Here is a 25,345-nt window from a genome sequence, read left to right as displayed (position 1 = left end):
CGGTCAGTGGCCGGCGCTGTTCCAGTCCCGCCCGTCGCCCACGGACACCTCCAACGGCACCGAGAGCGGGTACGCCCCGCCCATCTCGCGCCGGACCAGCGCCTCCAGCGCCTCCCGCTCCCCCGGGGCCACCTCGAAGACCAGTTCGTCGTGCACCTGCAACAGCATCCGCGAGCGCAGTCCGGCGTCGCGCAGCGCCGTGTCGACGTGCAGCATGGCGAGCTTGATGATGTCGGCCGCGGAACCCTGGATCGGGGCGTTGAGCGCCATCCGCTCGGCCATCTCCCGGCGCTGCCGGTTGTCGCTGACCAGGTCGGGCAGGTAGCGGCGACGACCGAGGACGGTGGAGGTGTAGCCGTCCTGGCGGGCCTTGTCGACCACCGTGCGCAGGTAGTCGCGCACCCCGCCGAACCCGGCGAAGTAGTCCTCCATCAGGCTCCGGGCCTCCTCGGCGCTGATGCCGAGCTGCTGGGCGAGGCCGAATGCGCTGAGCCCGTACGCCAGGCCGTAGTTCATCGCCTTGATCTTGCGCCGCTGGTCGGCGGTGACCTCCCCGACCGGCACGCCGAACACGGACGAGGCGGTGACGGCGTGGAAGTCGGCCCCGGAGTTGAACGCGTCGATCAGCTTCTCGTCCGAGGACAGATGCGCCATGATCCGCATCTCGATCTGGCTGTAGTCGGCGGTGAGCAGGCAGTCGTACCCCTCGCCGACGACGAACGCCCGGCGGATCCGCCGTCCTTCCTCGGTGCGGATCGGGATGTTCTGGAGGTTGGGCTCGGTGGAGGAGAGCCGGCCGGTCGCGGCCACCGTCTGGTTGAAGGTGGTGTGGATACGCCCGTCGTCGGAGACCGCCTTGAGCAGGCCGTCGACGGTCACCTTGAGCTTGGCGACGTCCCGGTGCCGCAGCAGGTGGGCCAGGACCGGGTGCTGGGTCTGCGCGAAGAGCCACCCGAGGGCGTCCGCGTCGGTGGTGTACCCGGTCTTGATCTTCTTGGTCTTGGGCAGGCCCAGCTCACCGAAGAGGATCTCCTGGAGCTGCTTCGGCGACCCGAGGTTGAACTCCCGCCCGATCTCGGCGTACGCGGCCTGCGCGGCGCCCTTCACCTCACCGGCGAAGTGCGCCTCCAGCTCGTGCAGGTAGTCGGTGTCGGCGGCGATGCCGATCCGTTCCATCGCGGCCAGCACCCGCATCAGCGGCAACTCCACCCCGGCCATCAGCCGGGCGGACTGCTCGCCGTCGCGGGACAGCTCGGCGTCGATCGCCTCGGCCAGGTCCAGGGTGGCCCGGGCGTGGAGCATGAGGTTCTGTTCGGCCTGACCGTCGTCGCCGAACCCCTCCAGGGTGAGCTGGCCGGACTCCGGGGCGTCCACCCGCAGTTCCCGGTGTAGGTAGCGCAGCGCCAGGTCGGTCAGGTCGTACGAACGCTGGTCGGGGCGGGCCAGGTAGGCGGCGATCTGGGTGTCCCGGTGGATGCCGGCCAGGGTCCAGCCGTGCGCGGCGAGGGCCAGCACGGCGGGCTTGCTGTCGTGCAGCACCTTCGGCCGCTCGGCGTCGGTCAGCCAGGCCGCCAGCGCCGACTCGTCCTCGGTGCCCAGCTTCGCCGGGTCGCACCAGGCCGCCGCGCCCGTCCCGGTGGCCAGGGCCAGCCCGAGGACGGAGGCGGTGTGCCGGCGGTTCGGACCGGTGTCGAGCTTGACCGCCAACCCGACCGGCGTGTCGGTCGACGCGTGGTCGGCCAGCCACCGCGCCAGGGCACCCGGCTCGGTGAGCACCTCGCCGGTCAGCTCGAAGCCGGCCTCGGCCTCCGGCTCGACCGCCTCGAGGTACTGGTAGAGCCGGTCCCGCAGGATGCGGAACTGGAGCGTGTCGAAGACCTGGTGCACGGCCTCCCGGTCCCAGCCGGTCCAGCGGGTGTCCTCGGCCCGCAGCGGCAGGTCGAGGTCGGCGACCAGGCGGTTCAGGTCGTAGTTGCGGAGCACGTCGGCGAGCCGCTCCCGCAGGCTGTCGCCGGCCTTGCCCTTGATCTGGTCGGCCTGCGCGACGACCCCCTCCACCCCGCCGTACAGGTTGATCCACTTGGCGGCGGTCTTCGGGCCGACGCCGGGCACGCCGGGGAGGTTGTCGCTGGTCTCGCCGACCAGCGCGGCGAGGTCCCGGTAGCGCTGCGGGGGGACGCCGTACTTCGCCTCGACCGCGTCGGCGTCCATCCGGGCCAGGTCGGAGACGCCCTTACGGGGGTAGAGCACGGTGATCTTGTCGTCGACGAGCTGGAAGGCGTCCCGGTCGCCGGTGGAGATCAGCACCGACATGCCCTGGTCGCGGGCCTGGCAGGCGAGGGTGGCGATGACGTCGTCGGCCTCGTACCCCTCCTTCTCGACCACCGGGACGCGCAGCGCGGCGAGGACCTCCTTGACCAGGCTGACCTGGCCGACGAAGTCGGCCGGGGTCTCCGACCGGCCGGCCTTGTACTCGGCGTACTTCTCGGTGCGGAAGGACCGGCGGGAGACGTCGAAGGCGACCGCGAGGTGGGTGGGCTGCTCGTCGCGGAGCACGTTGATCAGCATCGAGGTGAAGCCGTAGACCGCGTTTGTCGGCTGCCCGGTCGTGGTGGAGAAGTTCTCCACCGGCAGGGCGAAGAAGGCCCGGTAGGCCAGGGAGTGGCCGTCGACGAGGAGCAGGCGGGGGGTCGTAGCTGTCACGCACGCGACTCTAGTCCGTACCCCCGACAGCGCCCGGTGCGACCGGCCCGCCGCGTGCTGCGGGTGCCGCGGCGGTCGGTTCCCGCCGCGGCACCCGGCGTCACAGCACCCGGGCCAGGAAGTCCCGGGTACGGCTGTGCCGGGGGTTGGCCAGCACCTCCCGGGGCGGACCGGACTCCACCACGACCCCGCCGTCCATGAAGACCAGCGAGTCGCCGACCTCCCGGGCGAAGCCGATCTCGTGGGTGACCACGATCATCGTCATGCCGTCGCGGGCCAGGTCCTTCATCACGTCGAGCACCTCGCCGACCAGTTCCGGGTCGAGCGCGCTGGTCGGCTCGTCGAAAAGCATCAGCTTCGGCCGCATGGCCAGCGCCCGGGCGATGGCGACCCGCTGCTGCTGGCCGCCGGAGAGCTGGCCGGGGTAGTTGCCGAGCTTGTCGCTGAGGCCGACCCGGTCCAGCAGCGCGGCGGCACGTTCCCGGGCCGCCGCCTTCTTCTCCCGGCCGAGCAGCACCGGCGCCTCGACGACGTTCTCCAGGACGGTCATGTGCGGGAAGAGGTTGAACCGTTGGAACACCATGCCGATGGCCTGGCGCTGGGCGGCGACCTCCTTCTCCCGCATCTCGTGCAGCTTGCCGCCGCGTTCCCGGTAGCCGATCAGTTCGCCGTCCACCCAGATCCGGCCGGCGTTGATCTTCTCCAGGTGGTTGATGCAGCGCAGGAAGGTGGACTTCCCGGAGCCGGACGGGCCGAGCAGACAGCACACCTCGCCCGAGCGCACCTCCAGGTCGATGCCCTTGAGCACCTCGACCGACCCGAACGACTTGTGCACCTGCTCGGCCCGGACCATCAGGTCGGTGGCCGTGCCGGCCGATGCCCCGGTCGCCGTGCCGGCCGAGGCCGGGACACCGTCGCCGCCGGCCCCGTCGGACTGCTTCGCGGTCACCTCAGTCACCCTTGACCACCCCTCCGGTCCGGCCGCCGGTCTCGGCGGTCATCCCGCGCAGCTTCGTCTTCGCCCGCGCGCTGCGACCGACGCCCCGGGAGAAGTGCCGTTCCAGGTAGTACTGCCCGACCAGCAGCACGCTGGTGAGCAGCAGGTACCACAGGCAGGCCGCCACGTACATCGGGAAGACCTGGAAGGTCCGGGTGCCGACGCCCCGGAGCTGGAAGAACAGCTCGGTGGAGACCGGCACGAAGGCCACCAGCGAGGTGTCCTTCAGCATCGCGATGGTCTCGTTGCCGGTCGGCGGGATGATCACCCGCATCGCCTGGGGCAGGACGATCCGGCGCAGGATCTGCGACCGGCGCAGGCCGAGCGCCTGGGCCGCCTCGGTCTGCCCCTCGTCGACGGACTGGATGCCGGCCCGGACGATCTCCGCCATGTACGCCGCCTCGGAGAGGCCGAGCGCCAGCATGCCGGCGACGAAGCCGGTGAGGATGTCGACGGCGGAGAAGCCGAAGAGCCGGGCCTCGAAGTCGTCCACGCCGAAGAGCGCGCCGATCTGGCGGTCGAAGGGGAGCCCGACCTCGATCCGGGACCAGAGAATGCCCAGGTTGCCGAAGAGGATCGCCAGCACCAGCCGGGGCACCGCCCGGAAGAACCAGGTGTAGACCCAGGAGACGCCACGCAGGATCGGGTTCTCCGACAGCCGCATGATCGCGACGACGATGCCGAGCACCACGCCGATCAGCATGGCCAGCACGGTCAGCGCGATGGTGCCGCGCAGTCCCTCGATGATCGCCGGGCGGAACATCTCGTCGACCATGAAGGACCAGTTGAACGCCTTGTTCGTCACCAGCAGGTGCACGAACATGGCCACCAGCACCCCGATGACGAAGACCGCGATCCACCGCCCGGGACGCCGCACGGGCACGGCGCGGATGGGTTCCGGCCGTGCCCGCTCGGTTGGTTCCGTTCCGACCGACATGGTCAGCTGGTCGGGTTCAGTGCGGAGGTCTTGATGCCGCCGCCCTCGACGCCCCACTTCTTCAGGGCCGCCTCGTACGTGCCATCGTCGATGACCGCCTGCACGGCCTCCTTCAGCACCTCGGCGAAGGCCTGCTGCTCCTTGTTCACCGCGTAGCCGTACGGGGCCGACTCGTAGATGTCCCCGACGAGCTGGAGCTGGCCGTTGCTCTGCTTCACCGCGTACGCCACGGCGGGCGAGTCGGCGAGCATCGCGTCGTTCTTGCCGCTGACCACGGCGGCGGTCGCGTCGCTCTGGCCCTGGTACTGGTCGATGGTGATGGCCGGCTTGCCCGCGTCGGTGCACTTCTTCGACCGGGTGTTGAGGTCGTCGACCTGCACCGCGCCGGTCTGCACCGCGACCTTCTTGCCGCAGGCGTTCTCGATGTCGATCGAGGCGCCGGCCTTGGCCAGCCACTGGGTGCCCGCCGAGTAGTAGCTGACCATGTGCACGCTCTGCACGCGCTCGGCGTTGATGGTGAACGACGAGACACCGATCTCGTACTTGCCGGAGGAGACGGCGGGCAGGATCGCGTCGAACGGGGCGGACTCGTACTCGGCCTTCAGGCCGAGCTTCTGGGCCACCGCGTTGAACAGGTCGATGTCGAAGCCGATCACCGTCTTGCCGTCGGTGTCGAGGTACTCCGCCGGGGCGTACGTGGAGTCGGTACCGACCTTGATCACACCGTCGGCCTTGATCGCGTCCGGCACCTTGGCGGCCAGCGCCGCGTCGACCGACGCGCTGACCGAGGGGCCGGAACCGGGCTCGTTCCCGGTCTCCTCCTTCTCGCCGCACGCGGCGAGCGGAAGGGTGAGCAGCACCGCGCCGGCGGCGCCGAGCAGCGCGCGGCGACCTCCGTTGGTCCTGAACATGTGTGGACTCCTTGGGAATGAGGGGTGACGGGCCGGTCAGGCCACGCCGAGGTACGCCTCTTTGACGGCCGGGTCGTGCAGGAGTTCGGTGCCGGTGCCGCTCTTGACGATCCGGCCGGTCTCCAGCACGTACGCGCGGTGCGCCCGGGCTAGGGCCTGCTGCGCGTTCTGCTCCACGAGCAGGATGGTGGTGCCCTGCTGGTTGATCTCCGTGATGATCGAGAAGATCTGCTGGATCAGCATCGGGGCCAGACCCATCGACGGCTCGTCCAGCAACAGCAGCTTCGGCCGGCTCATCAGCGCCCGCCCCACGGCCAGCATCTGCTGCTCACCGCCGGAGAGCGTGCCGCCGGCCTGCTTGCGCCGCTCGGCCAGGCGCGGGAACAGCTCCAGCACCCGGTTGAGGTCCTGCGCGATGCCGGCCCGGTCCCGGCGGGTGTACGCGCCCATGTCCAGGTTGTCCAGCACCGTCATGCCCGGGAAGATGCCCCGGCCCTCCGGCGCCTGGCACAGCCCCCGCCGCACCCGCAGGTCGGCCCGGAGCTTGGAGATGTCCTCGCCGGCGAACCGGATCCGCCCGGACGCGATCGGCCGGATGCCCGAGATGGCGCGCATGGTGGTCGTCTTGCCGGCGCCGTTGGCGCCGATCAGCGCGACGACCTCGCCCTCGTCGACGGTCAGGCTGATGCCGTGCAGCGCCTTGATCCGCCCGTAGAGCAGGCTCATGTCCTCGATCTCAAGCAGCATCGTCCGGCACCCCCAGGTACGCCGCGATCACCTTCGGGTTCTCCCGCACCTCGGCGGGGAGCCCCTCGGCGATCTTCTTCCCGAACTCCAGCACCACGATCCGGTCGGTGACGCCCATGACCAGCCGCATGTCGTGCTCGATCAGCAGCACGGTCACGCCCTTGTCGCGGACCTGCCGGATGAGCTGGAGCAGTTCCTCCTTCTCCGCCGGGTTGAAGCCGGCGGCCGGCTCGTCCAGGCAGAGCAGCACCGGGTCGGTGGCCAGCGCCCGGGCGATCTCCAGCCGCCGCTGCTCGCCGTAGGAGAGGTTGCGGGCGTACTCGTGCAGCCGGTGCGGGATGCCGACGAACTCCAGCAGCCGCTCGGCCTTCTCCCGGCCCTCGCGTTCCTCCCGGCGGTGCCGGGGCAGCCGGAACAGCGCCGAGATCACGCTGGTCTTGTGGTGCGCGTCCGCGCCGACCTGCACGTTCTCCAGGGCGGTCATCTCCGGGAACAGGCGGATGTTCTGGAACGTCCGCGCCATGCCCATCTTGGTGATCTGGTGCCGCTTCTTGCCGCTGATCTTCTCGCCCCGGAACCGGATCTGGCCCTCGGTGGGCTGGTAGATGCCGGTCATCGCGTTGAAGCAGGTGGTCTTGCCGGCCCCGTTGGGGCCGATCAGGCCGAGGATCTCACCCTTGTAGAGGGTGAAGTCCACCTGGTCCAACGCCACCACGCCGCCGAAGCGGAGCGTGACGTTGTCCACCTCCAGCAGCGGCTCGCGGTTCGGCAGCGTCTCGGCGGCCGGCGCGGTCGCCTGCGCCGGCACGACCGGCTTCTGCTCGGTCTCACTCACCGACGGTCACCTCCTTGCGGCGATCCTTGAACTCCGCCGCTCGTCGCCGGTTCGGGATCAGGCCCTCCGGCCGGAAGATCATCATGATGACGAGGACCAGGCCGAAGAAGAGGAACCGGTACTCGTACAGCTCGACTCCGAACAGCTCGATGCCACGGAACCGCTCGATCATGTACGCGACCAGGCCACCGCCGACGATCGCGCCGACGATGTTGCCCGAGCCGCCGAAGATCACCGCCGCCAGGATGATGATCGAGTTGAGCAGTTCGAAGTTCTGCGAGTTGACGAAGTTCTGCTTACCCGCGAACAGCGCCCCGGCCAGGCCGGCGATGGCCGCACCCGCGGCGAACGCCCACAGCTTGAACTTGAACGTCGGCACACCCATGAGCTGGGCGGCGTCCTCGTCCTCCCGGATGGACACCCAGGCCCGGCCGACCCGGCTGCGCTCCAGGTTCCGCACCCCGATGACCACCAGGATGATCAGGGTCAGCACCAGCCAGTAGTACGGGCGCGCGTCCAGCACGCCGAAGACCGGCCGCCCGTCGGCGTACTCACCGGGCGGGTGCGGGATCTGGTTGAAGCCCCGCTGCCCCTTGAGGAACTCCGAGCTCACCGCGGCGATCCGGATCATCTCGGCGAAGCCGAGGGTCACGATCGCCAGGTAGTCACCCCGCAACCGCAGGGTGGGCGTGCCGAGCATGACGCCGGAGACCATCGTCAGACCGATCGCGACCGGCACCGCCAGCAGCCACGGCCAGAGCGTCTTCAGGTCGCTGCCCGGCGAGGTCAGCACCGCCACCGTGTACGCGCCGACGGCGAAGAAGCCGAAGTAGCCGAGGTCCAGCAGACCGGCGAAGCCGACCACGATGTTCAGACCGACGGCGAGCAGCACGTAGATCGAGACGGTGAAGAGCACCTGGGTGAAGTTCGACCCGGTGGTCGGGATCGGCCCGAGGTACTGGTAGAACTCCTTGTTCGGCAACGCGTAGAAGAACACGATCACCGCGGCCAGGACCGCCCAGCGCACCCAGCGCGGCATGTCCCGCCAACGTTCCCCGGCCGCCTGACGGCCGGAGCGCACCCGCTCCAGAACGGTCGTCATGCCCGTGCCCTCCCCAGCGATTCGCCCAACAGGCCGGTCGGCCGGAACATCAGCAGCACCACCAGGACGGCGAACGCCGCGAAGTCCTTCCACTCCGAGCCGAACAGGCCCGAGGCGTAGTTCTCCACCACTCCCAGCAGCAGACCACCGACGAGCGCGCCGCGCAGGTTGCCGATTCCGCCGAGCACGGCGGCGGTGAACGCCTTGAGCCCGAGGAGGAAGCCGACGCTGTAGGTCAGGTTTCCGATCCGCACGTCGTAGAGCAGGCCGGCGGCACCGGCCATCGCACCGCCGACGATGAAGACCATCAGAATGATCCGGTCCTTGTTGACGCCCATCAGAGCGGCGGTGTTCGGGTCCTGGGCCACTGCCCGGATACCGCGACCGATCCGGCTCCGGTTGATGAAGAAGTCCAGAGCGATCATCATCGCCAGCGCGGCGACCACGGTCAGGATCTGCACCTTGGTGATCGGCACCCCGGCGATGGAGAAGACCGTGTCGTTCTTGACGATGGTCGGAATGCCCTGCGGGAGCCGGCGAGTGTAGATGCCGAACGCCTCGGCGATCGCGATCGACGCGCCGATCGCGGTGATGAGGAAAGCCAGCGGCGGGGCGTTACGCTGACGGAGCGGTCGGTAGGCGACCCGCTCGATCACCGTGGCGGTCAGCGCCGAGGCCGCCGCCGCTGCCAGCAATGCCACCAGCAGGTAGAACACGATCGAGCCGAACCCGGTCACCACCGAGTCCTGGTTGAGGCCGAACGCGCCCCACGTCCACAGCGCCGCGAAGGCGCCGGCGATGAACACCTCGGAGTGGGCGAAGTTGATGAGTCTCAGCACGCCGTAGACCAGCGTGTACCCCAGCGCGACCAGGGCGTAGATAGCGCCCTGCGTCAGGCCGGTCGTGGTGAGTTCCCCGAAGTTGGAGAACAGGCCGTCGAAGTCCAAGGGAGGGACGCTCCATCAGGTCTGGAAACAGTTCGGGTGCGGCCGGGAGCGAGCTCCCGGCCGCACCCGCGATCACGAATCAACCGCTGTAGCAGCGACCGGCCGTCAGGACTTCGGGACCTCCTGGTCCGGGACGACCTTGCCGCCCGTGACCTTGAACGCCCAGACCTTGACCTGCGCCGGGTCCAGCTCGCCGCCCTCGACGAACTTGTAGCTCGCCGCGACGCCCTCGCCGCTGTAGCCCTTCACGAACTCCAGCAGCGCCGGACGGGTGGTCTTGCCCGCCTTGATGCCGGCGAGCAGGATGTTCGCCGCGTCGTAGGCGGTGTCGCTGTAGGTGCCCGGGTCGGTGCCGTTGAGCGCCTTGTAGTCCGCGATGAAGTTGCCCCGCGCCTCGGTGGCCGGCTGGCACGGGCAGGTGAGGATGGTGCCCTCGGCGGCGGCCTGACCGGCCGAGGTGATGTAGGCGGCGTCGTTCACGCCGTCGCCGGCCACCAGCGGCGCGGTGACCCCGGCAGCGGTGAGCTGCTTACGGATCAGGCCGGCCTCCTGGTAGTAGCCACCGTAGAAGATCGCCTGCACACCGGCGGCCTTGACCTTGGTGACCACGGCCGAGAAGTCGACCTGCTTGCCCTCGCCCTGGACCTTGTCCGAGCCGACGACCGCCGAGCCGAGGACCTTCTTGACCTCGTCGGCCAGACCCGCGCCGTACGCCGACTGGTCGTCGATGACGTAGACCTTCGGGGCCTTGATGACGTTCTTGATGTAGTTGCCGGCCGCCGGACCCTGGCTCAGGTCGTTGCCGACCGCGCGGAAGAACGTCTTCCAGTTCTGCTTCGCGAGGGTCGGGTTGGTGGCCGACGGGGTGATGGTGACCAGACCGGCCTCGTTGAACAGCGGGCCGGCGGCCTCCGACTCACCCGAGTAGGCGGGGCCGACGATGCCGAGGAGCTTCTCGTCGTCGATGGCCTTCTGCGCCAGACCCGGCGCCTGGTCCGGGCTGCCCTGCGAGTCCAGCGGAACCAGCTCGACCTTGCAGTCGGGGTTCGCCTTGTTGTACTGGTCGACCGCGAGCTTCACGCCGTTGTTCTCGTTGATGCCGAGCGCGGCGGAGCTACCGGTCAACGCGCCGAAGAACGCGATCTTGTTGCCGCACGCGTCCCCACCGGACGCGGCGTCGTCGCTACCGCTGGAGCACGCGGCACCACCTGCGACGAGCGCCATCATGGCCACGCCGCCGATCACGCGTGCGAGCTTCTGCCTCAAGGCCCGAACCCTCCTCAGTCCCATGGCCCGAACCACCCGCTTCAAACTGGCTCTTGCGGGGACGGACGAACCAGACCGTCGTCGCCGGTCTGGGGCGGGACGTTATCCCACGCTGAGCTGTGGCGTAAGACCCGGCAGTTGTCGTTGACCGAACCGTTACAGACCGTGGTAAATCAAGGACGATAACTGTAAGAGTGGCCGTTTCACCTACCACGTACCCCTCCCGACCCGGGCACCGGCGAGGCGCGCCGACCTGCGCGGCTATCGACCGACGTCGCGGACCGACGCGGACCAGACCCGGGACGAACCGCCGTCGTCGGCCACCACGACGACCCGGTCGCCGGCACCCGCCACGGCCACCGCCGAGTCACCGCCGTCGGGCACCACCGCAGGCAGCCCCACCGGCCGCCAGGAGCCGCCCGCGTCCGGCGAGATCCACATCCCGTATCCGCCGCCGTCCCCGGCCACCGCGACCACCTGCTCCCCGGCCACGGCCAGCCCGTCCACCCAGGCCACCCCGGGCCCCGCCGCCGCGCCGAACGCGCCCGCCTCCCGCCAGCCCGCCCCGTCCCACCGCCACGCGCCGAACCCGTCGCCCCGGGAACCGACCACCACCACGGCCGACCCCACCCGGGCCACCCGGTGCGCCTGGCCGCCGCCGGCCGTGGCGGGCAGCATCCACCGGCGCCACGCCGCACCGTCGGAGGAGGTCCAGGCGACCGGCAGGAGGGAAGTCCCACCGGTGGGCAGGAGGGAACCGGCGAGGAACCAACCGGAGGGTCCGGCCGCCGCGTCGTGGGCAGAGGTACGACCACGACCGTCGCCGGCCAGCTCGGCCGCCCCCTCACGCAGCGTGAACCGGTCCGCGTCGGCCGACGACCAGACGGCCGCGCCGTCCCGGCGGCTGCCCGCGATCAGCCAACCCGACGGGCCGGCCGCGATCCGGGCCACGTTGACCGCCCGGGGACCGCCGAACAACTCGAACGGGGCGGCCACCTCGGTCAGCGTCCCGTCCGGCGACTGCCGCCAGGTGGCCGTACGCGGGTTGCCGTGCGCGCCGCCGCTCTTCGCCCCCAGCAGCGCGATCCGGCCGTCCCGGCAGGCCACCGAGTACAGCACGTGCTGCCGACCGTAGTGCGAGATCGGCAGCGTCCGCAGCGCCGTCCAGGTCACACCGTCGGGACTGGACCAGGCCGCCGGCCGGGTGTCACCGACCGCGTCGGCGACCGCACCCACCACGTACCACCGGTCGGCGCAGGCGGCTGCGTCGCGTACCAGCAGGCGACCGGGCGGCCCCGGCGGCGCCGGCAGGGTCAGCGGCTGCCAGGCCAGCGTCAGCGGCCGGACGTCGGCATCGGTGTCCGGCGACCGTGCGCAGCCGGACAGCAATACGGCGACCAGAGCGAGCAGCGCCACCGCGCGCCGGCGAGACATGGACGAGATGCTATCGGTCCGGACCCCGCCGGGGCGGCCGGCGACACCGCCGCGCTCAGGAGCCGGACGGCGCCGCCTCACCGCCCGAGGTCTCCGCCAGGATCCGCTCGGCGACCTCCTTCATGGTCATCCGGTGGTCCATCGCCGTCCGCTGGATCCACTTGAAGGCCTGCGGCTCGCTCATGTTGTACGTGCTCATCAGCGCGCCCTTGGCACGCTCCACCGTCTTGCGGATCTCCAGACGGTCGGTCAGCCCGGCGACCTCGGCCTCCAGTGCGGAGATCTCCGAGTAGCGGGAGAGGGCGATCTCCACCGCCGGCACCAGGTCGCTCTTCTGGAAGGGCTTGACGAGGTACGCCATCGCGCCGGCCGCCCGTGCCCGCTCGACCAGGTCCCGCTGGCTGAACGCGGTCAGAATGATCACCGGCGCGATCCGCGCCCCGGCGATCCGCTCGGCCGCCGCCAGGCCGTCCATGATCGGCATCTTGATGTCGAGGATGACGAGGTCGGGCTTGAGCTCCTCGGCGAGCCGGACGGCGGTCTCGCCGTCGCCGGCCTCCCCCACCACCTCGTAGCCCTCCTCGACGAGCATCTCGGCCAGATCGAGTCGGATCAGCGCCTCATCCTCGGCGATCAGCACGCGCCTGCGCTCGGCATCCGTCTGCGTCTCGGCCACCTGTCCAACTCCCACCAGTCTGAACCCGACACCCGCCTGGCCGGGTGTCGCAGCCATTAGCGTAGTGGGTACTCTCATGGGGCCGGACCGAGGAATGCCCCTGTAGTCCAACGGCAGAGACGATGGACTCAAAATCCATACAGTGTGGGTTCGAATCCCACCGGGGGCACAACCTGTCGTACGCCCGTTCGATAGTAACGGTGTGCACTCCCCTGAGACGCGTGCCCGCGTCCGCGAACTCCGCTCCCGTGGGCACTCCATCCGATCGGTCGCACGTCACCTCTCACTTCCCTACAGCACCGTCTGGCACTGGTGCGTGGACCGGCCCGAACCGGTCGTGTCCGGCACCGCCCTGCGGTGCTTTCGTTGCTCACCCGTCCCACGTCCTCCGGCGGCCCCGGACGCCTACGCCTACCTGCTGGGCCTCTATCTCGGCGACGGGCACCTCGTCACGTCGACGAGGACCCCGGTCCTCCGGATCGCCTGTTCCGACGCCTATCCCGGACTGATCACCTCCTGTGAGCAGGCGATGCTCGCCGTGCTCGCCGCCCGGGTGCAGCGGATCCCCAAGCAGGGCTGTGTCTCGGTCGAGAGCAGCGGAAACCACTGGACGTGTCTGCTACCGCAGCACGGGCCCGGCCGCAAGCACGAGCGGCCGATCGTGCTCGCCGACTGGCAGCGGGACGTCGTCGCGGCGCACGCCGGGGACTTCGTCCGGGGCCTGTTCCACTCCGACGGCTGCCGGGTGGCCAACCGGGTGACCGTCAAAGGGCGGGAGTACGTCTATCCCCGCTACCTCTTCGCCAACGAGTCGGCGGACATCATGGGGCTGTGCCGGTGGGCGCTGGACCTGCTCGGCGTGGCCTGGCGGATGAACCGCCGCAACTCGTTGTCGGTGGCCCGGCGGCAGTCGGTCGCCCTACTCGACGGGTACGTCGGCCCGAAGTCCTGACCGGGTCGGCACGCCGGACGGGCCGGGCCCCTTCAGCCGAGCCACAACTGTCAGCAGAGGTCCAGCCGGCCGCGCAGGAACCGGCGCTCGGCGTCGGTGGGGGCCAGGTCGAGGGCCACCCGGTAACTGTCCGCCGCCTCCACGGTCCGGCCGGCGCGGCGCAGCAGGTCGGCGCGGGTGGCGTGCAGCAGGTGGTAACCGTCGAGCTGCCCGGTGGCGGCGATCGCGTCGACCAGGGGCAGCGCCGCCTCCGGGCCGTCGGCCATGCCGACCGCGACAGCCCGGTTCAGGTCCACGATCACGCTCGGGGCGACGCGGGCGAGGTGGTCGTACAGCCCGACGATCTGCGGCCAGTCGGTGTCGGCCGCGACCGGCGCGGTGGCATGACACGCCGCGATGGCCGCCTGGAGCTGGAACGGTCCGGCGCGCCGGTGGCGCAGGGCGCGTTCGCAGAGGGCGACGCCCTCGGCGATCCGTTCCCGGTCCCAGCGGGAGCGGTCCTGGTCGGCCAGGGTGACCAGGTCACCGGCGGCATCGGTACGGGAATCCCGCCGGGCGTCGTGCAGCAGCATCAGGGCGAGCACGCCGAGCGCCTCGGGTTCGTCGGGCAGCGCGGCGGTCAGCACCCGGGCGAGCCGGATGGCCTCCCGACTCAGTCGGGCCTTCTCCGGGTCGCCGTAGCCGGCGTTGTACAGCAGGTAGAGCACGTGGAGCACGGCAGGCAGCCGGTCCGGGAGCAGGTGCGCCGGCGGCACCCGGAACGGGACGCGGGCGTGAGCGATCTTCTGTTTGGCACGGAAGAGGCGCTGGCCCATGGTGCGTTCCGGCACCAGGAACGCCCGGGCGATCTCGGCGGTGCTCATGCCGGTCAGGCTGCGCAGGGTCAGCGCCACCTGGGCGTCGAGGTTCAGCGACGGGTGGCAGCAGGTGAAGACGAGTTCCAGGCGTTCGTCCGGGATGTCGCTGTCGCCGCGGTAGGGCGGCGGCTCCGGACCTGTCGCGGCCATCTCCCGTAGCTTCGCGGCCTCGGTCGACGCGCGGCGCATCCGGTCGATCGCGCGATGCCGGGCGGTGGTGGTCAGCCAGGCCAGCGGCTGGTCGGGTACGCCGGATTCCGGCCATTTCCGCAGGGCCTGGGTGAACGCGTCCTGGGCGCATTCCTCGGCCAGGTGCCAGTCGCCGCCGGTGAGCCGGATCATGGTGGCCACGATCCGGCTCCACGCCTCGGCGTAGATGCCGGCGATGCGTTCGGTCAACTCAGCCGGTCCGGCGCCTTCCGTTTCCGTGGTCAGTCCTCGTCGTCGGTCCAGAACGGGCGGAGTTCGATCTTCCCTCGCCACGCCATCGGGTGCCGGGACGCCACCTCGACGGCCTCGTCGAGGTGGGCGCACTCGATGATGTCGAAGCCGGCGATCTGGTCCTTTGTCTCGGCGTACGGACCGTCGGTCAGCAGCACCTGGCGGTCGCGGACCCGGACGGTGGTGGCGTCGCTGGCCGGCCGGGTCCGGCTGCCCATCAGCCGGACGCCTTTACCGTCCATCTCGGTGACCCAGTCCTCGACGTCCGGGACGGCGTCGTCCGGGCCGGGCTGGTGGTCCGGGTCGGTGCAGACCAGCATCAGGTATCTCATCGGGCGATTCTCCTCGCGGTGTCGGTGGCGCTCGTGGTGACCGGGTTCATGGTCACGCTCCTCTCGGTCTTCGTCGGCACCGGTGACGAACGGGGTTCGCCGGTCCGGGACAACGAAGGTTCCGTCAGATGGGTGACGAACGGGAGGGGCGTCCCACTACACCGCCGCTTCAGAATCTTCGGCCGGGATCGAGTCGAGCGCGTGGGCGAGGTCGGCGTGCAGGTCCTCCGGGTCCTCGAGACCGACGGAGAGGCGGAGCAGCCCGGCGGGCGGCTTGGCCGGGCCGTCGACCGGGCGGTGGGTCAGCGACGCCGGGTGCTGGATGAGGGTGTCGACGCCGCCGAGGGAGACGGCGTGGGTGATCAGCCGGCAGGCCGCGGCGACGGCAGAGGCGGCCGGCGCGCCGCCGCGTACCTCGAAGGAGAGCAGGCTCCCGGTGCCGCGCAGTTGCCGGCCGACGAGCCCGGCGGGGTCGGCGAGGCTGGGGTGGTGGACGCGGGTGACGTGGGGGTGGGTGGCGAGCCAGGCCGCGAGCTTCTCCGCGCCGGCCTGCTGGGCGCGGACCCGCAGCGGGAGGGTCTGGAGTCCCCGGTGCAGCAGGTACGCGCCGAGCGGGTGCAGGACGGCGCCGGTGAGCGCACGGACCTGGCGCAGTCGCGCCGCCCAGCCGCTGTCGCAGGCGACGACGCCGGCGAGGACGTCGCCGTGCCCGCCGATGCTCTTGGTGGCGCTGTGCAGGACGAGGGTCGCCCCGTGCCGGGCGGGCTGCTGGAGCACGGGGGTGGCGACGGTGTTGTCGACCAGCAGCGGGACACCGCCGGCGGCGGTGGCGAGGGCGGCGATGTCGACGAGGTCGAGGGTGGGGTTGGCGGGGGTCTCGACGACGACCAGGGCGGTGTCCGGGCGGACGGCGGCGGCGACCTGGTCGGGACGGGCCCAGGTGACCTCGGTGCCGAGCAGGCCGCTGGCGAGCACGTGGTCGGTTCCGCCGTAGAGGGGCCGGACGGCGACGAGGTGGCGTTTCCCGTCGCGGGTGGCGGCGAGCAGGGTGGCGGTGAGGGCGGCCATGCCGCTGGCGAAGGCGACGGCGTCGGTGGTGGCTTCGAGTTCGGCGAGGGCGGTCTCGAAGCGGGCGACGGTGGGGTTCCAGAGGCGCTGGTAGACGGCGGTGCCGCCGGGGTGGAGGGGTTCTCCGGTGGCGAGGGCCTGGTAGGCGTCGCCGCCGCTGTCGACCGAGGGCAGCGGGTTGGTGGTGGAGAGGTCGATGGGCGGGACGTGCACGCCGAGGCCGGTGAGGTCGTCGCGGCCGGCGTGCACGGCCCGGGTGTCCAGCGCGGTCATGGCGCAAGCCTCGAATATCCCGGCGATGCTGGGCAAGGAATCCGTAGAAGATTCTGTGTCGCTGCATGTCTGTCGACGGATGTTCGGTAGATCATGGATGGATGCCAGTCGCACCGAATGATGTACGGCGCTTCGCCGCCCTCGACGACACCGACCGGGCGATCCTCGCCGTCCTGGCCGGGGACGGACGGATTCCGAACAACGCGCTCGCCGAACGGGTGGGGGTGGCGCCGTCGACATGCCTGAGCCGGGTCCGGGCGTTGCGGGAGTGCGGGGCGATCCGGGGGTTCCACGCGGACGTGGACCCGGCGGCGGTGGGGCTGCCGTTGCAGGCCCTGGTGTCGGTGCGGTTGACCGCGCACGAGCGGGCGGCGGTGGACGCGTTCCGGGCCCGCTCGGTGCGGCTGCCGGGGGTGGTGTCGGTGTTCCACGTGGCCGGGGTGGACGACTACGTGCTGCACGTGCGGGCGGCGTCGGGGGACGCGTTGCGGGACTTCGTGCTGGACCACCTGGCGGTGGACCCGGCGGTGCAGCACGCCCACACGAGCCTGATCTTCGAACAGGTGCGCGGGCTGGGCTGAGGTGGTAGCAGGGGACCCCTGCTCATCAAATTGCGGTAACAGGGTGCCCTTGCAGGAACAAGGCGGGAGCGAACCGGGTTGGTGAGGCGTGTGATCGACGTACCGTTGTCTGTTCTTGATCTTGCTCCGGTCGCGGCGGGGACCTCCTCGGGGGCGGCGCTGCGACACACCACCGAGTTGGCCCGGCGCACCGAGGAACTGGGTTACCGCCGGTTCTGGGTGGCCGAGCACCACAACATGCCGGCGATCGCGAGTTCGGCGCCGGCGGTGCTGATCGCGCACCTGGCGGCACACACCTCGACGATCCGGCTGGGCTCGGGCGGGGTGATGCTGCCCAACCACGCGCCGCTGGTGGTGGCCGAGCAGTTCGGCACCCTGGAGGCGCTGCATCCGGGCCGCATCGACCTGGGCATCGGCCGGGCCCCGGGCACCGACCAGCTGACCGCGCTGGCGTTGCGGCGGACCATGGAGGGCCTGTCGGCGGAGGGGTTCCCCCGGGAGCTGGCCGACCTGATGAACTACTTCAGCGGGGAGCGGTCGGGGCCGATCGTGGCGACCCCGGGGCGGGGTGAGCAGCCGGCGATCTGGCTGCTGGGGTCGAGCGGGTTCAGCGCGCAGCTGGCCGGGGCGCTCGGGTTGCCGTTCTCGTTCGCGCACCACTTCAGCGCGGCGAACACCGAGCCGGCCCTGGCGTTGTACCGACGCAGCTTCCGGCCGTCGCAGTGGCTGGACCGGCCGTACGCGATGGTGGCGGTGAACACCGTCTGTGCGGAGACCGACGAGCGGGCACGGTGGCTGGCCGCCCCGGCCGCGCTGTCGTTCCTGAAGTTGCGCTCCGGGAAGCCGGAACCCCTGGTCAGCCCGGACGAGGCGGCGGCGTACCCGTACACCGAGATGGAGCGGGAGTTCGTGGCGCAGCGCGGGGACGGCCAGGCGATGGGCTCGCCGGAGACGGTCCGCCGGCAGCTCGGCGAGCTGTTGGAGCGGACCCGCGCCGACGAGCTGATGTTGACCACCCTGGTGTACGACGTGGCGGACCGGGTGCGGTCGTTCGAGCTGGTCGCGGAGCGGGTGGCCGGCGGGCTGCGGCGCGCGGACTGACCGACGGGCCCGCCGGGAGCTCGGGGCGGGTGCCGTTGGTGAACGGGCGGCACCAGACCTGGTGCGCCACCGTTCACCCCACCGCTCCCCCGGTGTCCGGCGTTGCGCACGCGGACACCGGGAGGGCGGTCGGCGGGGTCAGCGCGGGTAGATGTTCGGGGTGGGCGGGTTGGGCATGCCGTCACCGATGAAGAAGCTCGGGTGCGGCGGCTGGTTGTAGGCGGTGTTCTGCCAGGCGACGGCGGTGCGGTACTGCGGGTCGTGCATCAGGGTGTGGATCCGGGTGGCGGTCGGCGTCGGGGTGCTGTAGATGCGCAGCGCGGTGTTGTCGCTGGTTCGCCAGATGACCTCCTCGCGCCAGTCGCCGAGGATGTCGCCGGACAGTGCCGGGGTGGACTTGGTGCCGTTGTTGGCGGCGACGCCGCTGCCGGTGAGCAACCGGGTGTCGCCGCCGGTGCCGTACTTGTCGATCCGGGTGGCGTCGAGGAGTTCCCGGACCGGGTCGCCGTCCCACCAGGCGAGGAAGTTCGCCGAGGACGGTTTGCGGCCGACGTTCTGCCCCCGGGTGTTGGCGATCCCGCTGGCGGCGGACGACCAGGACTCGGCTCCGGGGCTGCCGGCCCAGATGTCGCCGGAGACGCCCCGGCCGTTGTCGCCGGACGCCGGCGTGGACCAGATGATCTGCCCGGTACGGGCGTCGGCGAAGTACGAGCTGGGCTTGCTGCCGTCCTCGTCGACCTTGAAGACCTCCAGGCCGGCGCGGGCCGGGTCGAGGTCACCGACGTGCAGGGCGTCGCCGTGGCCGTTGCCGGTGGAGTGGAGCAGCCGGCCGTTGTCGTCGATGGTGGCCGCGCCGTAGACGATCTCCTGCCGGCCGTCGGCGTCCACGTCGGCGACGGAGAGGTTGTGGTTGCCCTGGCCGTACGCGGCGCCGTTGCCGGAGGTGTTGGAGTCGAACGTCCACCGCTTGGTGAGGGTGCCGTCGCGGAAGTCCCAGGCGGCGATGACCGCCCGGGTGTAGTAGCCCCGCGCCATGATCAGCGAGGGACGCTGGCCGTCGAGGTAGGCGGTGCCGGCGAGGAACCGGTCGACCCGGTTGCCGTAGTTGTCGCCCCAGGAGGCGACGTTCCCGCGCGGCGGGTCGTAGTTGACGGTGGAGGCGATCGCGCCGGTGCGGCCGTCGAACATGGTGAGGTACTCGGGGCCGGCGAGGACGTAGCCGCTGGAGTTGCGGTGGTCGACGGAGGAGGACCCGACGACCTGGCCGGTGCCGGAGCGGGTGCCGTCGGCGGTCTTCATGGCCACCTCGGCGTCCCCGTCGCCGTCGTAGTCGTACACCTGGAACTGGGTGTAGTGCGCGCCGGCGCGGATGTTGCGGCCGAGGTCGATCCGCCACAGCCGGGTGCCGGTGAGGGTGTACGCGTCGACGAACACGTTGCCGGTGTAGCCGCTCTGCGAGTTGTCCTTGGCGTTGGACGGGTCCCACTTGAGCACGATCTCGTAGCGGCCGTCGCCGTCGAGGTCACCGACGGAGGCGTCGTTCGCGGCGTACGTGTAGGCCTCGCCGCTGGGGGTGGTGCCGCCGGACGGGGGCTGGATCGGCACGTCGAGGTGACCGCCCGCGAACTGGAGCGCGGGCGCGGACGGCGGCTGCTCGACGCCGTCCACCACGGCCCGCACGGTGTACGCGGCACCGGCGGCGGCCCCGCTGTCGAGGTGGTTGGTCGCGCCCGTGATCGGCGTGCCGTTCACCTTCGTGGTGCCCCGGTAGAGGTTGAACGACACCCCGGAGGTCTCGGTGCCGAGCAGCCGCCAGGAGACGAGGTTCCCGGTGCCGGATCGGACGCTGATCAACCCCCGGTCGAGGTCCTCGACCTGCTTGGCCCCGGCCGGCGGCGTGGTGGGCGGCGGTGTCGTGGGCGGGGGTGTGGTCGGCGGGGGCGTGGTCGGTGGGGGCGTGGTCGGTGGGGGTGTGGTCCCGGGTGGGGTGGTGGGAGTCGCGCCGGTGCAGGTCGTGCCGTTGAGCGCGAAACTCGCCGGGACCGGGTTGGTGGTGCCGTTCCACGAGGCGTTGAAGCCGAAGGTGGCGGTGCCGCCGGTGCCGATCACGGCGTTGTAGCCGACGTCGCGGGCGGTGACCCGGTCGGCGGACTGGGTGACGGTGGCGTTCCACGCCTGGTCGACCTGTTGGCCGGCGGTGAAGGACCAGGTGAGGGTCCAGCCGGTGACCGGGTCGCCGAGGTTGGTGACGGCGACGTCGGCCCCGAAGCCGCCACCCCACTGGTTGGTCACGCGGTAGTCGACCCGGCAGCCGACGGCGGCGGCCGAGGCGACCACGGTGGTCAGGAGTCCGGCGGCGAGAGTGCCGGCGGCGGTGGCGGCGAGCAGGGCGGTGCGGGTGGTTCGGGTACGCATGCGGGCCTCTCGGGGAGGTCGGGCGCACGGCGAAGGCACCGTCGCCTTGCCCGGTCGACGGTCGCTCGCCGCGCTGCGGGTCCGGCCGGGACAGCACCGGCCGGGAGGAAAGGCCCCACGCACGATGGACGATAGAAGACCCGGTCGTGCGGCACAACACCCGCCGGCCGGGCGGGGCAAGATGCCCGAAACACGATCTTCACACCGGCTTCACCCACGGGTGGCGGGGGTCGCCTAACGTTGGTTCCGGTGGTGGTAGGGCATCCCCGGTCGGGACGGGTCGGGGGTGCTGCGGTGTGGTGCACCGGGCCGCAGCTGTGCGGATTCCGCGGCTGTGGCCCGGTGCCTGCCGTTGGGACAGGTCACACACCCTTGCCTGGCGTACGGATTGTTGGTCGACTCGTCGCGTGGCAGCTCACATGGATCCCGAGGAGTTCCGCCGCGCCGGTCACGCGGTGGTGGACTGGATCGCCGACTACTGGTCGACGCTCGACGCGCGCCCGGTGACCTCGCAGGACCCTCCGGGGACGGTCACCGCCGCGCTGCCCGCCGGTCCGCCGACCGTCGGGGAGCCGATCGAGGCGGTGCTCGCCGACCTCGACACGGTGGTCGCCCCGAACCTCACCCACTGGCAGCATCCCGGGTTCTTCGCGTACTTCCCCGCGAACACCAGCGGCCCGAGCGTGCTGGGCGACCTGGTCAGCTCGGGGCTCGGCGTGCAGGGCATGCTCTGGGCCACCGGACCGGCCTGCACCGAGCTGGAGACGCGGATGCTCGACTGGCTGGCCGGGCTGCTCGGCCTGCCGGAGCGGTTCCACTCGTCCGGTCCGGGCGGCGGGGTGATCCAGGACTCGGCCTCGTCGGCGACCCTGGTCGCCACCCTGGCGGCGCTGCACCGGGCCGGCCGGGGCCGGTGGCGGGCCGTCGGCGTCGACCGCCGCTACCGCGCGTACACCTCCACCCAGGGGCACTCCTCCATCGAGAAGGCGGCCCGGATCGCCGGTCTGGGCGACGAGGGGGTGCGTCCGATCGAGGCGGACCCGGAGACTCAGGCCATGCGCCCGGAGGCGTTGCGCGCGGCGTTCGAGGCCGACCTGGCCGCCGGTGCGGTGCCGGCGATCGTGGTGGCGACGATCGGGACCACCTCCACCGCCGCCGTCGACCCGCTGCCGGAGATCGGCGCGATCTGCGCCGAGTACGGCGTCTGGCTGCACGTCGACGCGGCGTACGCGGGCGCGGCGGCGGTCTGCCCGGAGCTGCGCTGGTCGCACGCGGGCCTGGAGTACGCCGACTCGTACTGTTTCGACCCGCACAAGTGGCTGCTCACCGGCTTCGACTGTGACGCGTTCTGGGTGGCCGACGCGGCGGAACTGGTCGAGGCGCTGACCGTGCTGCCGGAGTACCTGCGCAACGCCGCCACCGAGTCCGGGGCGGTGATCGACTACCGGGACTGGCAGGTGCCGCTGGGCCGCCGGTTCCGGGCGTTGAAGCTCTGGTTCGTGCTCCGCTGGTACGGCGTCGAGGGACTGCGGGCGCACATCCGCTCCGGGGTGGCGTTGGCCGCCCGCTTCGCCGACCGGGTCCGCGCCGACGACCGGTTCGAGCTGACTGCGCCGCACCCGTTCTCGCTGGTCTGCTTCCGGCTCCGGGGCGCGGACGAGCCGAACGCCGCGCTGCTGGAGCGGGTCAACGCCACCGGCCGGGTGTACCTGACGCACACCCGGGTCGGGGGCCGGTACACGCTACGCCTGGCGGTCGGCTCCCCGCAGACCCGCGAGGAGCACGTCGACGAGGCCTGGGAACTGCTCCGTGCCACGGCGGACAGTCTGCTCGCCGAGGAGACTCCGGCGCGGTGAGGGCGCGGGGCGGTGAGGGCGCGGGGCGGTGACGGCGCGGGGCGCGGGTCAGCTCCAGGCTCTGGGGTCGGCGGCGAGCTGGTTGATCCGCTCGGGCAGGGTCCCGGTGGCCACGTCGGCGATGGTGACCAGTTCGAGGATCTCCCGCTCGCTGGCGCGCAGGGCGATCCACACCTCCTGCAACGACCGCGCCGCCCCGTGGTACCCGACCTGCTCCGGGCGCTGCCCCCGGACGTGCGCCAGCGGGCCGTCGATCACCCGGATCACCTCGGCGAGGGAGATCTCGGCCGCCGGCCGGGCCAGCCAGTAGCCGCCCTCCGGGCCACGCTGGGCGTGCACGACGCCGCCCCGGCGCAGTTGCAGCAGGATGCTCTCCAGGAACTTCGGCGGGATGTCCTGCGCCCGGGCGATCTGCTCGGCGGTGACCGGGCGGGTCCGTCCGGGTCCGTCACCGGCGACCGACGCGAGTTCGGCGGTCGCGCGCAACGCGTAGTCGACCCGGGCGGAGAGACGCATGTCGGACAGGTTACCGGCCAGTCGGAACGGCTGGCCGGTCGCCCCGGCGCGTCATCCCTCCACCCGGCGCAGCAGTCCCTCCTGCACCGCGCTGGCGATGTGCCGGCCGTCGGTGGTGAACATCCGACCGGTGGCCAGTCCCCGGCCGCCGGAGGCCGACGGGCTCCAGCAGTCGTAGAGGAACCACTCGTCGGCCCGGAATGGGCGGTGGAACCAGAGCGCGTGGTCGAGGCTGGCCCCGACCACGCCGCCGGGCCCCCAGACCTCACCGTGCACCGACAGCACCGAGTCGAGCAGGGTCAGGTCGGAGGCGTACGTCAGGGCGCAGGCGTGCAGCAACGGGTCGTCGGGGAGCTTGCCGTCGATACGCATCCAGACCCGCTGGTGCGGGTCCGCAGGACGGTCGCCGGGGCGCACCCAGCCGGGCTCGCCGACGTAGCGCACGTCGATCGGACGGGGGATCATCGCCCAGATGCCGAGCCGCTCGGGGTAGCGGGCGAGCCGGTCGGTCATGGTGGGGACGCCGTCCGGGCCGGGCACGTCCGGCGGGGTGGGGGCCTGGTGGTCCAGCCCCTCCTCGTAGCGCTGGAACGAGGCCGACATGAAGAAGATCGGCTTCTCGTGCTGGTAGGCCACCGACCGGCGGACCGAGAAGGAACGCCCGTCCCGGACGTTCTCCACCTCGTAGTCGATCGGCTCGCTCGGGTCACCGGGGCGGACGAAGTATCCGTGCAACGAGTGCACGAACCGCTCCGGGTCGACCGTACGGCCGGCGGCCACCAGAGCCTGACCGGCGACCTGGCCGCCGTACACCCGCTGCGGACCGACCGGGGGGCTGATCCCCCGGAAGGTCGTCGCGCCGGTCGGCGCGAGGTCGAGGACCTCCAGCAGCTGGTCGACGGCGGCCTGGCCGGTCAGGACGTCGGTCACTGCAGGGCCCGCGCCGAGGCCGCGTCCACGAGCGAGCCGAGCTGGTGCACCCGCAGGGTGTTGGTGGAACCGGGGGTGCCGGGCGGGCTGCCGGCGACGATCACTACGTAGTCGCCCGGGTTGGCCCGGTTGAGGCCGAGCAGCGCCTGGTCGACCTGGCGGAACATGTCGTCGGTGTGCTCCACGAACGGCATCAGGAAGGTCTGCACGCCCCAGGAGAGGGCGAGCTGCCGGTAGACCTCGGGGACCGGGGTGAACGCCAGCAGCGGCAGGTCGCAGTGCAGCCGGGAGAGGCGCTTCACGGTGTCACCGGTCTGCGAGAACGCGACCAGCGCCTTCGCGCCGATGGCCCGGGCGATCGACGACGCCGCCGAGGTCAGCGCGCCGCCGTGGGTACGGGGGTCGTGCTGGAGGCGGGGCACGGCGAACGAGCCGGCCTCGGTGGTGGTGACGATCTTCGCCATGGTGCTGACGGTCAGTACCGGGTACTTGCCGACGCTGGTCTCGCCGGAGAGCATCACCGCGTCCGCGCCGTCGAGCACGGCGTTGGCGACGTCGGAGGCCTCGGCCCGGGTCGGCCGGGAGTTCTCGATCATCGAGTCGAGCATCTGGGTGGCCACGATGACCGGCTTGGCGTTCTCCCGGCAGAGCTGCACCGCACGCTTCTGCACCAGCGGAACCTGGTCCAGCGGCAGCTCGACGCCGAGGTCGCCCCGGGCGACCATGACACCGTCGAAGGCCAGCACGATCGCCTCGAGGTGGTCGACCGCCTCGGGCTTCTCGACCTTGGCCAGCACCGGCCGGTGTACCCCGACCTCACTCATGATCGAGTGGACGAGCTTGATGTCCTCGGCGGAACGGACGAAGGAGAGCGCGACCAGGTCGACCCCGAGGCCGAGCGCGAAGCGCAGGTCCTCGGCGTCCTTGTCCGACATGGCCGGCACGCTGACCGCCACGTTCGGCAGCGAGACACCCTTGTTGTTGGAGACCGGACCGCCCTCGGTGACCAGGCAGCGAATGTCGTTGCCGGTGACGTCGGTGACCTCGACGGCGACCCGGCCGTCGTCGATCAGCAGGCGGTCGCCCGGCTTCACCTCCTGCGGCAGCTTGCGGTAGGTGCAGGAGACGCGGTCCTTGGTGCCGAGGATCTCGTCACTGGTGATCACCACCGAGTCGCCGGTACGCCACTCGTGCGGCCCGTCGGCGAACCGGCCGAGGCGGATCTTCGGGCCCTGGAGGTCGGCCAAGACGGCGACCGGACGGCCCGACGCCTCGGCGGCCTCGCGGACCAGCCGGTAGACGGCCTCGTGGTCGGCGTGGCTGCCGTGGCTGAAGTTCAGCCTCGCCACGTTCATGCCCGCCTCGACCAGCCCGCGGATGCGTTCCGGCGAGGAGGTGGCGGGACCGAGAGTACAGACGATCTTCGCGCGGCGTGTCACGCCCATCAGGCTAGTCTCTCCCCCGGGCC

Annotated in this window: 22 protein-coding genes and 1 tRNA gene; 5 read left to right on the top strand and 18 right to left on the bottom strand. The window is 71.3% G+C overall.

The window, feature by feature from the left end; genetic code table 11:
* Positions 1-3: 3 nt before the first annotated feature.
* The 11 genes from polA to GA0070618_RS19905 form a co-directional block, all read right to left on the bottom strand.
* On the bottom strand, positions 4-2,703 hold the full coding sequence (gene polA / locus GA0070618_RS19955; protein WP_088982990.1) for a DNA polymerase I: 2,700 nt from the start codon (positions 2,701-2,703) through the stop codon (positions 4-6).
* Between the two features lie 100 nt (positions 2,704-2,803).
* The gene (locus GA0070618_RS19950) at positions 2,804-3,556 is read right to left on the bottom strand and encodes an amino acid ABC transporter ATP-binding protein (protein WP_088985682.1); all 753 of its coding nucleotides are present in this window, start codon (positions 3,554-3,556) and stop codon (positions 2,804-2,806) included.
* A gap of 97 nt (positions 3,557-3,653) precedes the next feature.
* Positions 3,654-4,637: an amino acid ABC transporter permease gene (locus tag GA0070618_RS19945; RefSeq protein WP_088982989.1), complete on the bottom strand. Its 984-nt coding sequence runs from the start codon at positions 4,635-4,637 to the stop codon at positions 3,654-3,656.
* Between the two features lie 2 nt (positions 4,638-4,639).
* Positions 4,640-5,548, bottom strand: coding sequence for an ABC transporter substrate-binding protein (locus tag GA0070618_RS19940; RefSeq protein ID WP_088982988.1), 909 nt, complete (start codon positions 5,546-5,548; stop codon positions 4,640-4,642).
* 36 nt (positions 5,549-5,584) lie between these two features.
* Positions 5,585-6,295, bottom strand: coding sequence for an ABC transporter ATP-binding protein (locus tag GA0070618_RS19935; RefSeq protein WP_088982987.1), 711 nt, complete (start codon positions 6,293-6,295; stop codon positions 5,585-5,587).
* Positions 6,285-7,130: an ABC transporter ATP-binding protein gene (locus GA0070618_RS19930; RefSeq protein ID WP_088982986.1), complete on the bottom strand. Its 846-nt coding sequence runs from the start codon at positions 7,128-7,130 to the stop codon at positions 6,285-6,287. The genes GA0070618_RS19935 and GA0070618_RS19930 overlap by 11 nt, the downstream gene beginning before the upstream one ends.
* Positions 7,123-8,232: a branched-chain amino acid ABC transporter permease gene (locus tag GA0070618_RS19925; protein WP_088982985.1), complete on the bottom strand. Its 1,110-nt coding sequence runs from the start codon at positions 8,230-8,232 to the stop codon at positions 7,123-7,125. The genes GA0070618_RS19930 and GA0070618_RS19925 overlap by 8 nt, the downstream gene beginning before the upstream one ends.
* Entirely contained in the window at positions 8,229-9,179 is a 951-nt protein-coding gene (locus GA0070618_RS19920; RefSeq protein ID WP_088982984.1) for a branched-chain amino acid ABC transporter permease, read from the bottom strand. The genes GA0070618_RS19925 and GA0070618_RS19920 overlap by 4 nt, the downstream gene beginning before the upstream one ends.
* 105 nt (positions 9,180-9,284) lie before the next feature.
* On the bottom strand, positions 9,285-10,445 hold the full coding sequence (locus tag GA0070618_RS19915) for a branched-chain amino acid ABC transporter substrate-binding protein (protein WP_088982983.1): 1,161 nt from the start codon (positions 10,443-10,445) through the stop codon (positions 9,285-9,287).
* A gap of 261 nt (positions 10,446-10,706) precedes the next feature.
* Positions 10,707-11,879: a hypothetical protein gene (locus GA0070618_RS33570; protein WP_143740297.1), complete on the bottom strand. Its 1,173-nt coding sequence runs from the start codon at positions 11,877-11,879 to the stop codon at positions 10,707-10,709.
* A 55-nt stretch (positions 11,880-11,934) separates the two neighbouring features.
* The gene (locus GA0070618_RS19905; RefSeq protein ID WP_088982982.1) at positions 11,935-12,555 is read right to left on the bottom strand and encodes an ANTAR domain-containing response regulator; all 621 of its coding nucleotides are present in this window, start codon (positions 12,553-12,555) and stop codon (positions 11,935-11,937) included.
* Positions 12,556-12,651: 96 nt separating this feature from the next.
* On the opposite strand from GA0070618_RS19905, the gene GA0070618_RS19900 reads away from it, so the two are divergent.
* Together GA0070618_RS19900 and GA0070618_RS19895 are read left to right on the top strand one after the other, a co-directional pair.
* Positions 12,652-12,724: transfer RNA gene (locus GA0070618_RS19900), tRNA-Leu, on the top strand.
* A gap of 168 nt (positions 12,725-12,892) precedes the next feature.
* Entirely contained in the window at positions 12,893-13,507 is a 615-nt protein-coding gene (locus tag GA0070618_RS19895) for a transcriptional regulator (protein WP_231931380.1), read from the top strand.
* Between the two features lie 50 nt (positions 13,508-13,557).
* Here GA0070618_RS19895 and GA0070618_RS19890 read toward each other — a convergent pair whose 3' ends face one another.
* The 3 genes from GA0070618_RS19890 to GA0070618_RS19880 form a co-directional block, all read right to left on the bottom strand.
* Positions 13,558-14,763: an RNA polymerase sigma factor gene (locus tag GA0070618_RS19890; protein ID WP_269148429.1), complete on the bottom strand. Its 1,206-nt coding sequence runs from the start codon at positions 14,761-14,763 to the stop codon at positions 13,558-13,560.
* A 32-nt stretch (positions 14,764-14,795) separates the two neighbouring features.
* Entirely contained in the window at positions 14,796-15,137 is a 342-nt protein-coding gene (locus GA0070618_RS19885) for a YciI family protein (protein WP_088982980.1), read from the bottom strand.
* Positions 15,138-15,293: 156 nt separating this feature from the next.
* Complete coding sequence (locus GA0070618_RS19880) at positions 15,294-16,496, bottom strand: trans-sulfuration enzyme family protein (protein ID WP_088985680.1); 1,203 nt, start codon at positions 16,494-16,496, stop codon at positions 15,294-15,296.
* Between the two features lie 83 nt (positions 16,497-16,579).
* Here GA0070618_RS19880 and GA0070618_RS19875 point away from each other — a divergent pair, with 83 nt between their 5' ends.
* Both GA0070618_RS19875 and GA0070618_RS19870 read left to right on the top strand, forming a co-directional pair.
* Positions 16,580-17,059 (top strand): Lrp/AsnC family transcriptional regulator, encoded by a 480-nt coding sequence (locus tag GA0070618_RS19875; RefSeq protein WP_088982979.1) that lies wholly within the window; start codon positions 16,580-16,582, stop codon positions 17,057-17,059.
* A gap of 90 nt (positions 17,060-17,149) precedes the next feature.
* Positions 17,150-18,160, top strand: coding sequence for an LLM class flavin-dependent oxidoreductase (locus GA0070618_RS19870; RefSeq protein WP_172900311.1), 1,011 nt, complete (start codon positions 17,150-17,152; stop codon positions 18,158-18,160).
* Between the two features lie 138 nt (positions 18,161-18,298).
* Here GA0070618_RS19870 and GA0070618_RS19865 read toward each other — a convergent pair whose 3' ends face one another.
* On the bottom strand, positions 18,299-20,575 hold the full coding sequence (locus GA0070618_RS19865; RefSeq protein WP_088982977.1) for a rhamnogalacturonan lyase family protein: 2,277 nt from the start codon (positions 20,573-20,575) through the stop codon (positions 18,299-18,301).
* A gap of 407 nt (positions 20,576-20,982) precedes the next feature.
* Here GA0070618_RS19865 and GA0070618_RS19860 point away from each other — a divergent pair, with 407 nt between their 5' ends.
* A complete protein-coding gene (locus GA0070618_RS19860; protein WP_231931379.1) occupies positions 20,983-22,431 on the top strand; it encodes a pyridoxal-dependent decarboxylase in 1,449 nt (482 codons plus the stop codon).
* A 48-nt stretch (positions 22,432-22,479) separates the two neighbouring features.
* On the opposite strand, the gene GA0070618_RS19855 is transcribed toward GA0070618_RS19860, so the two are convergent.
* From GA0070618_RS19855 to pyk, 3 genes are read right to left on the bottom strand one after another with little or no spacing between them, the layout of a single operon-like run.
* Complete coding sequence (locus tag GA0070618_RS19855) at positions 22,480-22,947, bottom strand: RrF2 family transcriptional regulator (protein ID WP_088982975.1); 468 nt, start codon at positions 22,945-22,947, stop codon at positions 22,480-22,482.
* Positions 22,948-22,998: 51 nt separating this feature from the next.
* Entirely contained in the window at positions 22,999-23,877 is an 879-nt protein-coding gene (locus GA0070618_RS19850) for an acyl-CoA thioesterase (protein ID WP_088982974.1), read from the bottom strand.
* Positions 23,874-25,322, bottom strand: a complete 1,449-nt coding sequence (pyk, locus tag GA0070618_RS19845; RefSeq protein WP_088982973.1) for a pyruvate kinase — start codon at positions 25,320-25,322, stop codon at positions 23,874-23,876. Before pyk ends, GA0070618_RS19850 begins: the two co-directional genes overlap by 4 nt.
* Positions 25,323-25,345 lie beyond the last annotated feature (23 nt).

It is taken from the genome of Micromonospora echinospora, assembly GCF_900091495.1.
Taxonomy (GTDB): domain Bacteria; phylum Actinomycetota; class Actinomycetes; order Mycobacteriales; family Micromonosporaceae; genus Micromonospora; species Micromonospora echinospora.
This window is presented reverse-complemented; position numbering and strand designations above follow the sequence as displayed.